The sequence below is a fragment of the Flavobacterium ichthyis genome, assembly GCF_009915155.1.
GTDB classification, from domain to species: domain Bacteria; phylum Bacteroidota; class Bacteroidia; order Flavobacteriales; family Flavobacteriaceae; genus Flavobacterium; species Flavobacterium ichthyis.
In genome coordinates, this window is sequence record NZ_JAABLM010000009.1 from 30143 (window position 1) to 44580 (window position 14438).

Sequence of the window (14438 nt, forward strand, 5' to 3'; positions counted from 1 at the left end):
AGGACCTCTTCTAAAAGGTCCTTTCTCTTTACTCTTATATCTTGCTTCTAAAAACTACATATTCCTTCTATACTGTCCACCAACTTCAAACAATGAAGCTGTGATTTCTCCTAACGAACAAATCTTAGTGGCTTCCATCAATTGCTCAAAAATATTTTGATTATTAATCGCAACATCTTGAATTACAGACAATTGTTCCTTTGTTTTATCGCCATAAAATTGATGCAAATTGTCTAACATATCAATCTGGAACTGTTTTTCTTCTTCAGTAGCACGAATCACTTCGGCAGGAATCACCGTTGGCGAACCTTTTGAACTCAAGAACGTATTCACACCGATAATCGGGAATTCGCCCGTGTGTTTCAGCATTTCATAATACATACTTTCCTCTTGAATTTTCGAACGTTGGTACATGGTTTCCATCGCACCCAAAACGCCACCTCTTTCGGTAATTCTGTCAAATTCTTGCAAAACGGCTTCTTCCACTAAATCTGTCAATTCTTCAATGATGAACGAACCTTGAATTGGGTTTTCATTTTTCGCCAAACCTAATTCCTTATTGATAATCAACTGAATGGCCATGGCACGACGAACCGATTCTTCTGTTGGCGTTGTAATGGCTTCATCATAAGCATTGGTATGCAACGAGTTACAATTGTCATAAATCGCATACAAAGCTTGTAAAGTCGTTCGAATATCATTGAAATCAATTTCTTGAGCGTGTAATGAACGACCCGAAGTTTGAATATGATATTTCAACATTTGAGCTCTTTCGTTGGCTCCATATTTATTTTTTAAGGCTTTCGCCCAAATTTTTCTCGCTACACGACCAATCACAGCATATTCCGGATCGATTCCGTTGGAGAAGAAAAACGACAAGTTGGGTCCGAAATCATTAATATCCATTCCACGGCTCAAATAATATTCCACATACGTGAAACCATTTGCCAAAGTAAACGCCAATTGCGTGATTGGATTGGCACCTGCTTCTGCGATATGATACCCCGAAATGGAAACGGAATAGAAGTTTCTAACATTATTTTTGATAAAATATTCCTGAACGTCACCCATTAATCGCAAAGCAAATTCGGTAGAAAAAATACAAGTGTTTTGAGCCTGATCTTCTTTTAAAATATCCGCTTGAACCGTTCCACGAACTTGTGAAAGTGTTCTTACTTTGATTTGTTCGTAAACTTCTTTTGGCAACACCAAATCTCCCGTAACGCCAAGAAGCATCAAACCTAAACCATCATTTCCAGCTGGTAAATCGCCGTTGTATCTTGGTCTTTCCAACCCTTTTTTCTTGTAAATTTCGTTGATTTTAGCTTCAACTTCTTCCACCAAATTATTTTCTTTGATGTAGATCTCACATTGCTGATCGATTGCCGCATTCATAAAAAACCCAAGTAACATTGGAGCCGGACCATTAATGGTCATTGAAACCGAAGTCAACGGATGTGCTAAATTAAAACCTGAATATAATTTTTTAGCATCGTCCAAACAACAAATAGAAACTCCAGCATTACCTATTTTTCCGTAAATATCCGGACGAAGATGCGGGTCGTTTCCGTATAAAGTCACACTGTCAAAAGCCGTTGATAAACGTTTTGCAGGTAAACCAGCACTTACATAATGAAAACGCTTGTTGGTTCGTTCCGGACCACCTTCACCAGCAAACATTCTCGATGGATCTTCGCCTTCTCTTTTAAAAGGATACAATCCAGAAGTGAACGGAAATTCTCCTGGAACATTTTCTTGAAGACACCATTTTAAAATATCGCCCCAAGCTTCATATTTCGGCAAAGCTACTTTCGGAATTTGCGAATGCGATAACGATTCGGTGTGGGTGGCAATCTTGATTTCCTTATCTCTTACTTTAAACGTATAAACCGGATTTTTATATTTGTTTACTTTTTCGTCCCAAGTCAGGATGATTTCCCAGTTGTAAGGATCCAAATCCATTTTCACTTTATCGAATTGATTCAGAAGTAAATTCAGGAAGATTCTGTTTTCATCTTTTTCATCCAAAGCACTTGGCAAAACCGAATCATCATTGATTCCAGCTTTTGTTATTTCTGGTGTTTTGCCCGAAACCGATTCGATGGTTTTGAAAATTCCGTATAATTTTTGGGCAACTTTTTGCTGAGAAAGCGCATTTTCATCATACTTGCGATTGTTTTCGGCAATTTCAGAAAGATAACGTGTTCTGTGAGGCGGAATCACGAAGATTTTTTCGCTCATTTCACGTGTGATTTCGAAAGTAGATTTCAAGTCAGATGCTGTCTTTTCTACAATCTTATCCATAATAGCTTTGTAGAGCGTGTTCATTCCTGGATCGTTGAACTGCGAAGCAATCGTCCCGAAAACCGGCAAATCATCTGGATTGGCATCCCAAAGATTATGGTTTCTCTGGAATTGTTTTTTGACATCACGCAAAGCATCAAGTGAACCTCTTTTGTCAAATTTATTGATAGCAACCAAATCGGCAAAATCAAGCATATCGATTTTTTCCAACTGTGTTGCAGCACCAAATTCTGGCGTCATAACATATAAAGAAACATCAGAATGGTCCATGATTTCGGTATCCGATTGCCCGATTCCTGAAGTTTCAAGGATGATAATATCGTATTTTGCTGCTTTTAAAACCTGAATGGCTTCGGCAACATATTTTGATAAAGCCAAATTCGATTGACGTGTTGCCAACGATCTCATGTAAACACGAGGATTGTTGATGGCATTCATTCGGATTCTATCGCCTAACAAAGCACCACCTGTTTTTCTTTTTGATGGATCGACAGAAATCAATCCAATGGTTTTTTCTGGAAAATCGATTAAAAATCTTCTAACTAATTCATCAACCAAAGACGATTTTCCCGCTCCACCCGTTCCTGTAATTCCTAGAACTGGTACAGCCGCCCCCGAAGGGGGAGCTACTAATGATTGCGTGAAAACTTCATGAAAATTTTCAGGATTGTTTTCTGCAAGCGATATTAATCGTGCAATTGTATTAACCTCTTTTTTTTGAAGATTTTCCGCAATCATGGAAACTCCCCCTTTGGGGGTTGGGGGGCTGGCATCGGCCTTTTGTACCAAATCATTGATCATTCCTTGCAAACCTAATTCACGTCCGTCATCTGGAGCATAAATTCTTGTAATTCCGTAGTCCTGCAATTCCTTGATTTCGTCTGGAAGAATGACACCTCCGCCTCCACCAAAAATCTTGATGTGTCCCGCTCCTTTTTCATGAAGCAAGTCATACATATATTTGAAATATTCGTTGTGACCGCCTTGGTACGAAGTCATTGCAATCGCATTTGCATCTTCCTGAATAGCTGTATTTACTACTTCTTCCACGCTTCTATCATGGCCCAAATGGATTACTTCTACACCCGTAGATTGGATGATTCTTCGCATAATGTTGATAGCAGCGTCGTGTCCGTCAAAAAGTGCTGCAGCGGTTACAATTCTTACTTTATTTTTAGGAATATAAGGTTTTGCTTGTTCCATGTTGAAATATCTGTCAATTTTAGGTGTGCAATTTACGAATTTATTAAAAAACTTTAAAGAGAATGCAACCCCAAATAGGTTGTGTTTTCAGAAAAATTTTCAACAAATTAATTTTGGCTCAAACTTTGTTATCTTTGGTTTTATCAAATTTTAAATTCATGAAAAAAATTATCCTCCTTTCAGCGGCTTTTGCATTAATGGGTTGTGCAGAATTACAGCAAGTAGCCAGTCAATATCCGGGAATCGGTACAACTTTGGGAAACCCAGACATCGCAGCCGGATTAAAAGAAGCACTTAACAACGGGATTGATAAAGAAGTTTCAAAACTTACTGCCACTGATGGTTTTTTTAAAAATCAGTTGGTGAAAATTTTATTACCTGCCGAACTTCAAAAAGTAGATAAAACCCTTCGAGATATTGGATTATCTAGTTTGGCAGATGAGGGATTAAAGGTGCTAAATCGTGCGGCTGAAGATGCCGTGAAAGAAGCAACACCTATTTTTATATCCGCCGTAAAAAATATGACGTTTACTGACGCCAAAAATATTTTGTTAGGCAATCAAGATGCGGCAACGAATTATTTACAAAGAACGACTTCAACGGCTTTGTATAGTAAATTTAATCCGGTGGTAAAAAACTCGCTTGGAAAAGTTGGTGCCGATAAAGTTTGGAACAACATTATCACAAAATACAATGCCGTTCCATTAACTAAAGATGTTAATCCAGATTTGACAGATTATGTAACGAACGAAGCTATGAAAGGTGTTTTTACGATGATTGCTGTTGAGGAAAAAGACATCAGAACGAATCTTTCGGCACGTACATCTGATTTACTGAAAAAAGTATTTGCAATGCAAGACAAAAGATAACATTTGTAAATGTAAAAAATTAATTTTCAGCTACATAAATAACATTACCTTAACATTACAAACCAAAAAAAAGTTGCAACTTTGCAAAGAGATTAATGGTTTTCTCATTTGGTTAGGGTTAGTTAGAAAAAAAACGCCGGTGCTTTTTTAAAAAGTTCCGGCTTTTTTAGTTTATAAGTTTTGATGAATTTTTTTGAAATAATCAAACGATTTCAACAACCGCGAACCATACCAAGAAAACATTTCACCATCTACAAAAATGGTTTTCGCGTGATGTGTAAATCTTCCTAATTCAAAAGCGTCTTCGTCTTTAAACGGAAAAGGTTCGGACGATAAAAATACAATTTCCGGATCACCTTGAATACGCATTTTTTGCACAACAACTTCTGGATATCGACCCGGAAACTTTTCTTGATTGTCGTAAATATTTTCAAACTTGTTGAGTTTCAACATCTCATTAATAAAATTATCCGAACCCGCAACCATGTATGGGTTTTTCCAAATAAAATAAGCCACTCGTTGAGATGTCTTATTTTGCATAAATTGCTGAAAATCATTATAAGCAAACTTTAATTTGTCGTTCCATTTTTGTGCTTCGGTTCTTCGGTTGAAGATTTGCCCAAAGTCGGAAATCATTTGCAAAACATCTTCAAAAGTGATAATATTAGTGACCCAAACTGGCGCAATTTCTTGTAATCGAGCCACAATTTCGGGCGTATTTTCTTCTTTATTGGCGATGATAATATCGGGTTGGAGTAGCTTTATTTTTTCAAAATGTATTTTTTTGGTACCGCCAATCATTTTTTTGGTTGATTTTAAGCGATACGGATGCACACAAAACTTAGTAATTCCCACAATATTTTCTTCCAAATCCATATCGCAAAGTAACTCAGTTTGCGATGGTACCAATGAAATAATGCGTTGCGGAACTTTCTCGAATTGATGCTGGTTTCCTATTTGGTCTTGGAGGGTTTTCATCTATTTTTTAGAATAATTTTTAGCACGAATTCTCGAATTTTAAATTTTAAAAAAGAAAATTCTTGAATTCTTGGCCATCATTTTAGCTCAATATTTCCGCCATTTCCTGCTGAATTTTTAAGGCTTCTTCCCTCGCTTTTTCGGGAAAATTTTCGTCACTTGAAGCGTAAATAATGCCGCGAGATGAATTAATGAGCAATCCAACATTTTCTGACATTCCGTTTTTGCAAACTTCAGAAAGGCTTCCTCCTTGAGCTCCAACTCCGGGAACAAGCAAGAAATTTTCGGGCACAATTTTTCTAATTTCTGTAAAATATTCCGCTTTAGTGGCGCCAACAACGTACATCAAATTTTCAGCATTTTCCCAAGTTTTTGAGGTTTCAATCACTTGTTTATATAGTTCTTTTCCGTTGGAATCTTTCGTTTGAAAATCGAAAGCGCCTTCGTTGGATGTTAACGCTAATAAAATGGTAAATTTATTTTTTACGGCCAAAAATGGTTCGACAGAATCTTTACCCATGTAAGGCGCGACCGTCACAGAATCAAATGCTAAATCCTCTAGAAATGCTTTGGCGTACATGGCGGAAGTATTGCCAATATCGCCACGTTTGGCATCGGCGATGGTAAAAATTTCCGGGTGTTTTTGATTGAGGTAATTGATAGTTTTTTCTAATGCCATCCAGCCTTTTAGTCCGTATGCTTCGTAAAAGGCGGTATTGGGTTTATAGGCGACAGTCAAATCATGCGTGGCATCAATAATGGCTTTGTTGAATTCGAAAATTGGGTCTTCTGTTGCCAAAAGATGATTTGGAATTTTGTTTAAATCTACATCCAGACCAATGCAGAGAAAGGATTTTTTAGCAAAAATTTGTTGTGTGAGTTGTTGTGTAGTCATGTAGTTGATGGCCGATTTAGGATTTCAGATTTATGATTTATCATGTCCGAAATTGTTGTATTCTGACAAAGTTCGGAAAAAAATGATGCATTAGAAAATTAATAGTGTATGGTTTTGGTTTTTGAATTGACGGATGAAAATAATTTGTAAAAAAAATGCCAAACTAAATTGTCTGGCATCTATTTTCTATTTTCAAGATTAAAAAACTTCGCTGGCTTCTTTGAGTTTTTCGGTGTTGGAAACGAGTTGGAGTTCGTCAATCATTTTGTGAAGATTTCCGTTCATGAAACCGTCAAGGTCGAAAATGCTTACGCCAATTCTGTGATCTGTAATTCTTCCTTGTGCATAATTATAGGTTCGAATTTTTGCGGAACGGTCTCCTGAACTTACTTGTGAATTTCGTTTTTTAGCATCTTCTTCCTGCTTTTTTGCCAATTCTTGCTCATACAAACGTGAACGCAAAACGGTGAACGCTTTGTCTTTGTTTTTATGCTGCGATTTTTCGTCTTGACATTGTGCTACCAATCCTGTTGGAACGTGAGTAAGACGAACGGCGGATTTTGTGGTATTAACCGATTGACCTCCAGGGCCTGACGAACAAAAATAATCAATACGAACATCGTTCATGTCGATATGCACATCAAATTCTTCGGCTTCTGGCAAGACCATCACGGTTGCTGCAGAGGTGTGAACACGACCTTGAGTTTCAGTTTGTGGAACGCGTTGAACACGATGCACTCCGGCTTCAAATTTTAAAGTTCCGTAAACGTCTTCGCCGGTAACTTCAAAAATAACCTCTTTAAAACCACCTGAAGTTCCTTCATTTAAATCTACCACAGAAGTTCTCCAACCTTTGCTCTCGCAGTATTTGGTGTACATTCTAAACAAATCTCCGGCAAATATACTGGCTTCGTCACCACCGGTTCCGGCACGAATTTCCACCATTACGTTTTTCGCATCTTCGGGATCTTTTGGGATGAGCATGAATTTAATTTCTTCCTCTAATTCTGGAAGACGAGCCTTTGCTTCATCGAGTTGCATTTTGGCCATTTCGGTCATTTCGGGATCGCTTCCGTCTGCAATTATTTCGTTTGCCTCGTCGATATTGCCCATTAAATTTACGTATTCGTCGCGTTTTTCGGCAAGCGCTTTAAGGTCTTTGTATTCTTTATTAAGTTGAACGTAACGTTTTTGATCGGCAATTACATCGGGTTGGATAATTAAATCCGACACCTCATCAAAACGCTGTTTCACAATTTGCAATCTATCTAACATCTCTCTTCCTTTATTTTGGAGTGCAAATTTACGAAAATATTTTCTATTTACGACAGGTTTGAGAATTGACAATTTATGATAAATTGCATCACATTTTTTTAATTTTTATCAGAATGAAAACAGAAATTAAATTTTTCGCATGTTGCTTATTGTTAGGGCTTTTTTCTTGCAAAGAAGCACACGATGCGCAACGTGATAAACCAGAAATGTCTGATGGAAAATATTTTGCTTTGACGAATGTTGAATGGTTATTAGGTCGTTGGGAAAACAATTCGCCGGAAGGCAATTTATCTGAAATTTGGAAAAAGGAAAACGATTCTACTTTATTAGGAGAAAGTTATTTTGTGATTAAAAATGATACAGTTTTTGGAGAGAAAGTAAAATTATTTCAATCCGGAACTCAATTGGTTTACGAAGTAAATGTTGCCAACCAAAACGATGGAAAAGCAGTGGCATTTGAATCTACGTTTTTCAATAATAAAACGGCTATTTTTGAAAATAAAAACCACGATTATCCTAACAAAATTATCTACAACAAAGTTTCTGACGATAGTTTAGTGGTGACAATTTCCGGACTAAAAAAAGGAATTCCGGCTGATGAAACTTTTAAAATGAAAAAAATCAACTAACAAATATTGAAAAACAATGGCACAAATTAATCCTTATTTAAGCTTCAACGGGAATTGCGAAGAAGTATTTTTATTTTACAAATCTGTTTTTGGCGGAGAATTTTCTTACATCGGAAGATTTAAAGACATGCCTGCCGACGAAAACAAAGGTCCGATGCCGGACGAAATTGGCAATTTGATTATGCACGTGAGTTTGCCAATCGGGAAAGATTCGGTTTTAATGGGAAGTGACACTCACAAAGCTTTTAGTCCGCCGGTTAAAGCGGGAACCAATATTTCTATTTCTATTAACGCTGAAAATGAAGCCGAAGCACAAAAATTATTTGACGGTTTGAGCGAAAATGGTCATATCATCATGCCTTTGGAAAATACATTTTGGGGTGCTCTTTTCGGAATGTTTGTGGATCAATTTGGCATTCAATGGATGGTAAATTATGATTATGAGCAAAAGTAAAAATCGTTATTAAACGCAAAAACCTCCGGATTGGAGGTTTTTTTATGAATTTTTTGAAAGAAATTTTATTTTTCTTCAGCAGAAGTTTCAGCGGTTTCAACCGGAGTCTCTTCTGTAGTAAATCCTTTTGCCTGTAACATATTGTACCAATGCAACACTTTTTTAATATCAGAAATATAAACTCTTTCTTGATCGTAATCTGGTAAAATTTCTTGGAAATAAGCAGTTAATTTTGCTGCATCTTCTTTATGAGATGGAGCCGGACCGTTATTTTCTTTTTCGGCAATGGCTTGCATTACTTCGCGCAAAGGTTTTTCTTTTTCGTAAGTATAAATCGAAATTTCTGATAACAAACTTACGTTGCTTCTTAAACCTACGGTTACTTTTTTCCCGTCTAAAAGTGACTCTGCCACAAATCCGGTTCTGGTTTGCATTTTTAGAAGATAAAGCCCTGGTTTTCCAGAAATTGCTAATATTTTGTCGATGTTCATTTTATAAATTTTTATTTATTTAAAATATTTTTTTCAAAAATAATTAACGCCCTTTTTTGTTGGCAAATTTCATGCGGTAATCCGGTCTTGCTTTACCTTCCATGATGTTTTGCAACTTCTTTTTAATGAGCTGTTTTTTTAATGTCGAAATTTTATCGGTAAACAAAATTCCTTCGATATGATCATATTCGTGCTGAATTACGCGAGCGATTAATCCATCATATTCTTCTGTTTTTTTATTAAAATTTTCATCAAAATATTCGATGGTAATTTTTTCTTTTCGGTAAACATCTTCGCGAACTTCAGGAATACTCAGGCAACCTTCGTTAAAACCCCATTCTTCGCCTTCTTCCTTAACTATTTTAGGATTAATGAAGGTTTTTTTGAAGTTTTTTAGTTGCTCTTGTTCTTCTTTTTCCAATTCATCATCTTCGCCAAAAGGAGCTGTATCAACCACGAAAAGGCGGATACTTATGCCAACTTGTGGTGCTGCAAGACCAACTCCGTAAGCATTGTACATGGTTTCGTACATATTTGCGATTGTTTCGGACAAGTTAGGATAATCTTGTGGAATTTCGCTTCCTACTTTTCTCAAAACTGGATCTCCATATCCTACAATTGGTAAAATCATTGTGTTTTTTTGGTATTGAAACTTATACATTAGAGGTTTTTCCTCAAAAACCGGAGGGCAAAAATAATGAAAAAATTGTTAAGCTATGCCAAAGTTTTGCAAAGACAACTCATTAAAAATTTTATTTTTTTTTAATGTTAAAAAAATTACCAATGGTTATCTTTGCGTATCATCGCTGCCATTATGATTCAAAAAATCCGCGACTTTACCACAACCACTAATTTCACCAATGCTCTGCAAGTGACGTTTGCAGCGGTTTTGCCTGTACTTTTATTTTCTTATTTCGGGAATTTCCAGATTGGTTTTAACATTGCAATTGGTGCTTTTTTAACGTATCCGAGTGACATTCCCAGTATTTTAAAACACAAAATAAAAGGACTTTTAGTCGCTTCGGCAATAGTTGCCGGATGTAACTTAGTAGTCAATTTACTTTTCCCACATTCGTTTATCTTGTTTCCGGTTTTGGCGTTGCTGTTTTTTTTCTTTTCGATGATTTCCGTTTATGGTCAACGGGCTACATTTGTTTCCTTCTCGGCATTATTATCACTTTGTTTGGCATTTGGGCACATACACGAAGATTACCCGGAAATTTTTCAATATTCCGCTTTAATGTTGGCCGGAGGTTTATTTTACACTTGTGTCTCATTGGTTTTTTATTTTTTTCAACCTCACAAATATGTCGAATTACAATTAGCGGAATGCTTAAAACTCACAGCGAAATACATGAAATTTCGCGGTGACTTGTGGAATGAAACGTCAAATCGCGAAAAAATTATCGAAAAACAATTGTACTTGCAGGTAGAATTAAATACCATCCACGAAAATCTTCGGGAAATTTTAATTCGTCATAGAACAAACACCAGCGGGACTTCCACACAAACCCGCAGACATACAATAGCCTTCATTGCTTTGGTAGAAATTCTAGAATTGGCGCTTTCCACCTCGTTCGATCATGACAAACTTCACAAAAAATTTGAAGAACATCCTAAAGTGTTGGCAACCTATCAAAATTTAGCATATAATTTGGCTTCCTCTTTAAAATCGGTTGCAAAAATCATTTCTAACAAAAGTAAAAAATATGTTGCCAAACACAAGCTTATCGAGGATTTGGCATCTTTAGAAAACTCCATTACTGATTATGAAAAAATTCTGGGCAAAGAGCAAGCGGCTGAAGGGGTTTATATGCTGGGAAATATGTTGCATTATGCTCAAAAACAAATTGAAAAAATAAAAAATATTGAACGTGCTTTGTTGCCTAATTCCGACTTGAAATCGCTTCTTTCCGGCGAGAGAAATGTGGGTAGAATTTTGGCACCTCAATATTATTCTTGGAGTACTTTTAAAGAAAACTTAAGTTTTTCATCGACCATTTTTAGACACTCGCTTCGATTGACGGCGACGATTTTGCTGGCTTTTTTAATCGGAAATATTTTTGCTTTAGAAAATGTGTATTGGATTTTGTTAACGGTTGTGGTGATTATGCGTCCGGGTTACGGACTCACGAAATCTCGATCTTATCAAAGAATTATTGGTACTGTTGCCGGCGGAATTATTGCTTTTGCCATTTTACTTTTTGTGCAAAACAATATTATTTTGGGTGGTTTGGCCATTTGTGCAATGATATTAGGCTTTACTTTTACCAGCATAAATTACAAAATTGGCGCAACATTTGTCACCATTTATGTGGTTTTTATCTACGGAATTATTACGCCAAATATCAACGATGTGATTCAATACAGAATTTTAGATACGGTTGTAGGCGCAACTTTGGCTTTTATTGCCAATTATTTTTTCTGGCCTTCATGGGAATTTATGACACAACCGGCTTATATTAAAAAATCGATTGAAGCCAATAGGGATTATTTGACAGAAATTTCTGAGTTGTACAATAATAAAAATGAAGCACCAGCCAGTTACCGAATTGCCCGAAAAAATGCCTTTATTGAAATTGGAAATTTGATGGCTTCGTTTCAAAGGATGACACAGGAGCCTAAATCAAAGCAAAAACAAGTGCAGCAAGTTTACAAATTGGCAGTTTTAAATCACACCTTACTTTCATCTTTAGCGTCACTAGGAACTTATGTTCAGACCCACAAAACGTACAAAGCGTCTGAAGCGTTTAATGCTGTAGTGCAAACCGTGATTAAAAACTTAAATTACGCCATAACCTTTGCTGATCTTGAGATTACAGATACACTTGCTAATGCTGGCAATCAGAAAGAATTAGCAATGAGATTTACAGAATTAAAAAATATTAGAGCCAAAGAATTACGAGAAATTCATCTGCAAGGCGATGATGAATTTTTGCTCAAAATGCAAGAAGCACAATTAGTGATTGAGCAACTCGTTTGGCTTACCAATTTATCAGAAAGTATCATCAACGCTGCTAAACAATTGCATCAAACGCAATAAATAAGTCCGCAATTGAAGCGGACGTTTTATTGGAGTGAATTTTTTAAAAAAGTTTCAAAACCTTTGCAGTATGATTGCGAATTTGTTTTAAAAATTCTTCGTCATCGTTAAGGTTTTTTCCAAAAGATGGAATCATTTCTTTCAACTTTTGCTGCCATTCGGCGGATTGTTCTTTTTCAGAGAAACATTTTTGTATCAAATCTATCATGATGGAAACGGCTGTTGATGCTCCAGGCGAAGCTCCCAACAATACCGCAAGCGAACCATCTCCGGCAGTTACCACTTCGGTTCCAAATTCTAAAACACCTCCACCTGATTCACTTTTTTTAATCACCTGAACGCGTTGTCCAGCTGTTTCCAAAACCCAATCTTCGAGTTTGGCTTCAGGTAAATATTCTTGTAATGCCTCAATTCTATCTTCTGGTGACTGGCGGACTTGCTCAATTAAATATTTGGTTAAAGGCAAATTATTAAAACCTGCCGAAAGCATTGGAATTAAATTGTTCGGTTTAATGGAAAGTGGTAAATCTAAATACGAACCATTTTTTAAAAATTTAGTCGAAAAACCAGCATACGGCCCGAAAAGTAAGGCTTTTTTTCCGTCAATCATTCGGGTATCTATGTGTGGAACTGACATTGGTGGCGCTCCAACTGAAGCTTTTCCGTACACTTTTGCATTGTGTTTTTCAATAATTTCGGGGTTAATGCATTTCAACCATTGACCACTTACTGGAAATCCACCAAAACCTTTTCCTTCCGGAATTCCAGATTTTTCAAGCAATGGCAATGAACCTCCACCAGCTCCAATGAATACAAATGGCGTGTATGCTTTTATTTTTTCGCCTGAAGATAAATTGGTAATTTTTAATCGCCATTTACCATCACGCTGGTGTTTTAATTTTCGAACTTCGTGGTGAAAATGCATGTTTACGCCATCGAGCGTTTGCAAATAATTAAAAATAGCTCTGGTTAATGCGCCAAAATTCACATCGGTTCCGATTGGCATATTGGTTGCGGCAAATGAACTTTGGGAATCTCTACCTTCCATAACCAATGGCATCCATTGTGAAATTTGCGTAGCATCTTCTGAATATTGCATTCCTTTAAAAAGATTGTATTGCTGCAATGCTTCAAATCGTTTTTTAAGAAAATTGACATTATTTTCACCCCAAACAAAACTCATGTGGGGAATACTTTTGATAAAATTTTCTGGGTTATTAATGAGATTTTTCTCTACCAAATATGCCCAAAACTGTCGGGAAACTTCGAAAGATTCGGCGATTTTAACCGCTTTTTTTGTATCGATTTTTCCGTTTGGCAATTCTGGTGTATAGTTTAATTCGCAAAAAGCGGAATGTCCCGTTCCTGCATTGTTCCAAGCATCGGAACTTTCGGCAGCAGCAACATCCAGGCGTTCGTAAATTTCTATTTTTAAGGAAGGTTCCAGTTCTTTTAGCAACAAACCAAGGGTGGCACTCATGATTCCGGCACCAATTAAAACTACATCGGTTTGTGTTTTTGAAGTAGTATTCATCACAATTTTTTTGAACTGCAAAGATACTTTTTATGATTTACTTTTTTAATTATTTATAATAATCTTAAATAAGAATTTTGGCAATTGTTATCGTTTCTGTTGCAGATAATCCTGAAGCAAGATAGTAGCGGAAATTTCGTCTATTAATGCTTTGTTTTGACGCTGTTTCTTTTTCATGCCACTGTCAATCATAGTTTGAAATGCCATTTTTGAAGTAAATCTTTCATCCACTCTTTTTACCGGCATTTCGGGAAATTTTTTTTGGAATTTTTCTACAAACTTATCAATAATTTCGGCACTTTCAGAAGGCGAATAGTCCATCTGTTTAGGTTCGCCAATTAACACTAAGGATACTTTTTCTTTGGCGAAATAATCTTCGAGAAATTGTAGTGCTGTTTCGGAAGCAATGGTGGTTAAACCTGAAGCGATGATTTGCATTTCATCAGTAACGGCAATACCGGTGCGTTTTTTTCCGTAGTCGATGGCGAGGATTCTGGGCATTCTTTTTTTTGTAAAGATAATTGGTTTTTTTAAAATATTTTTTTCATTTATTTTTTAAACATTGAGAAGTTAAGGTTTTGTTGTATTTACCAATCATCAGTTGAAACTCTGAAACTTTGGTTTTTTTTTACATTCATAAGGTAAGGAAAGTTAAGGTATGCTTTGCGGAGTCTCAAAGGCGCAAAACTGTTGCTATTTTCGAAACTTTGAAACTCTGAAAACTTTGATTTTTTTTCAACATTTAGAAGTTAAGAAAAGTTAA

Annotated in this window: 12 protein-coding genes; 4 read left to right on the forward strand and 8 right to left on the reverse strand. The window is 36.3% G+C overall.

Annotation, left to right across the window (positions count from 1 at the left end; genetic code table 11):
• Positions 1-54: 54 nt before the first annotated feature.
• Positions 55-3507, reverse strand: a complete 3453-nt coding sequence (locus tag GV828_RS08615; protein ID WP_166537080.1) for a methylmalonyl-CoA mutase family protein — start codon at positions 3505-3507, stop codon at positions 55-57.
• 158 nt (positions 3508-3665) lie between these two features.
• Between GV828_RS08615 and GV828_RS08620 the strand changes: the two genes are divergently transcribed.
• Entirely contained in the window at positions 3666-4376 is a 711-nt protein-coding gene (locus tag GV828_RS08620; RefSeq protein WP_166537081.1) for a DUF4197 domain-containing protein, read from the forward strand.
• Positions 4377-4547: 171 nt separating this feature from the next.
• On the opposite strand, the gene GV828_RS08625 is transcribed toward GV828_RS08620, so the two are convergent.
• From GV828_RS08625 to prfA, 3 genes are all read right to left on the reverse strand, one after another.
• Entirely contained in the window at positions 4548-5354 is an 807-nt protein-coding gene (locus GV828_RS08625) for an ABC transporter substrate-binding protein (RefSeq protein WP_166537082.1), read from the reverse strand.
• Positions 5355-5436: 82 nt separating this feature from the next.
• A complete protein-coding gene (gene pyrF, locus GV828_RS08630; RefSeq protein ID WP_166537083.1) occupies positions 5437-6249 on the reverse strand; it encodes an orotidine-5'-phosphate decarboxylase in 813 nt (270 codons plus the stop codon).
• A 198-nt stretch (positions 6250-6447) separates the two neighbouring features.
• Complete coding sequence (gene prfA, locus GV828_RS08635; RefSeq protein ID WP_166537084.1) at positions 6448-7524, reverse strand: peptide chain release factor 1; 1077 nt, start codon at positions 7522-7524, stop codon at positions 6448-6450.
• A gap of 113 nt (positions 7525-7637) precedes the next feature.
• On the opposite strand from prfA, the gene GV828_RS08640 reads away from it, so the two are divergent.
• Positions 7638-8153, forward strand: a complete 516-nt coding sequence (locus GV828_RS08640; protein ID WP_166537085.1) for a DUF6265 family protein — start codon at positions 7638-7640, stop codon at positions 8151-8153.
• Positions 8154-8169: 16 nt separating this feature from the next.
• Positions 8170-8607 (forward strand): VOC family protein, encoded by a 438-nt coding sequence (locus tag GV828_RS08645; RefSeq protein ID WP_166537086.1) that lies wholly within the window; start codon positions 8170-8172, stop codon positions 8605-8607.
• 65 nt (positions 8608-8672) lie between these two features.
• On the opposite strand, the gene GV828_RS08650 is transcribed toward GV828_RS08645, so the two are convergent.
• The gene (locus tag GV828_RS08650) at positions 8673-9098 is read right to left on the reverse strand and encodes a DUF5606 family protein (RefSeq protein ID WP_166537087.1); all 426 of its coding nucleotides are present in this window, start codon (positions 9096-9098) and stop codon (positions 8673-8675) included.
• A gap of 43 nt (positions 9099-9141) precedes the next feature.
• On the reverse strand, positions 9142-9729 hold the full coding sequence (gene def / locus GV828_RS08655; RefSeq protein WP_166537188.1) for a peptide deformylase: 588 nt from the start codon (positions 9727-9729) through the stop codon (positions 9142-9144).
• A 183-nt stretch (positions 9730-9912) separates the two neighbouring features.
• On the opposite strand from def, the gene GV828_RS08660 reads away from it, so the two are divergent.
• Complete coding sequence (locus GV828_RS08660; RefSeq protein ID WP_166537088.1) at positions 9913-12141, forward strand: FUSC family protein; 2229 nt, start codon at positions 9913-9915, stop codon at positions 12139-12141.
• A gap of 43 nt (positions 12142-12184) precedes the next feature.
• Here GV828_RS08660 and GV828_RS08665 read toward each other — a convergent pair whose 3' ends face one another.
• Both GV828_RS08665 and ruvX read right to left on the reverse strand, forming a co-directional pair.
• Entirely contained in the window at positions 12185-13675 is a 1491-nt protein-coding gene (locus GV828_RS08665) for a malate:quinone oxidoreductase (protein WP_166537089.1), read from the reverse strand.
• A gap of 87 nt (positions 13676-13762) precedes the next feature.
• Positions 13763-14176 (reverse strand): Holliday junction resolvase RuvX, encoded by a 414-nt coding sequence (gene ruvX, locus GV828_RS08670; RefSeq protein ID WP_166537090.1) that lies wholly within the window; start codon positions 14174-14176, stop codon positions 13763-13765.
• Positions 14177-14438: the final 262 nt, after the last annotated feature.

What these genes read in the sequence shown, in the direction of transcription:
- prfA (WP_166537084.1), bottom strand. Translation starts at nt 7,524, where the DNA reads ATGTTAGATAGATTGCAAATTGTGAAACAGCGTTTTGATGAGGTGTCG.
- GV828_RS08625 (WP_166537082.1), bottom strand. Translation starts at nt 5,354, where the DNA reads ATGAAAACCCTCCAAGACCAAATAGGAAACCAGCATCAATTCGAGAAA.
- GV828_RS08665 (WP_166537089.1), bottom strand. Translation starts at nt 13,675, where the DNA reads ATGAATACTACTTCAAAAACACAAACCGATGTAGTTTTAATTGGTGCC.
- GV828_RS08660 (WP_166537088.1), top strand. Translation starts at nt 9,913, where the DNA reads ATGATTCAAAAAATCCGCGACTTTACCACAACCACTAATTTCACCAAT.
- pyrF (WP_166537083.1), bottom strand. Translation starts at nt 6,249, where the DNA reads ATGACTACACAACAACTCACACAACAAATTTTTGCTAAAAAATCCTTT.
- GV828_RS08645 (WP_166537086.1), top strand. Translation starts at nt 8,170, where the DNA reads ATGGCACAAATTAATCCTTATTTAAGCTTCAACGGGAATTGCGAAGAA.
- def (WP_166537188.1), bottom strand. Translation starts at nt 9,729, where the DNA reads ATGATTTTACCAATTGTAGGATATGGAGATCCAGTTTTGAGAAAAGTA.
- GV828_RS08650 (WP_166537087.1), bottom strand. Translation starts at nt 9,098, where the DNA reads ATGAACATCGACAAAATATTAGCAATTTCTGGAAAACCAGGGCTTTAT.
- GV828_RS08615 (WP_166537080.1), bottom strand. Translation starts at nt 3,507, where the DNA reads ATGGAACAAGCAAAACCTTATATTCCTAAAAATAAAGTAAGAATTGTA.
- GV828_RS08620 (WP_166537081.1), top strand. Translation starts at nt 3,666, where the DNA reads ATGAAAAAAATTATCCTCCTTTCAGCGGCTTTTGCATTAATGGGTTGT.
- GV828_RS08640 (WP_166537085.1), top strand. Translation starts at nt 7,638, where the DNA reads ATGAAAACAGAAATTAAATTTTTCGCATGTTGCTTATTGTTAGGGCTT.
- ruvX (WP_166537090.1), bottom strand. Translation starts at nt 14,176, where the DNA reads ATGCCCAGAATCCTCGCCATCGACTACGGAAAAAAACGCACCGGTATT.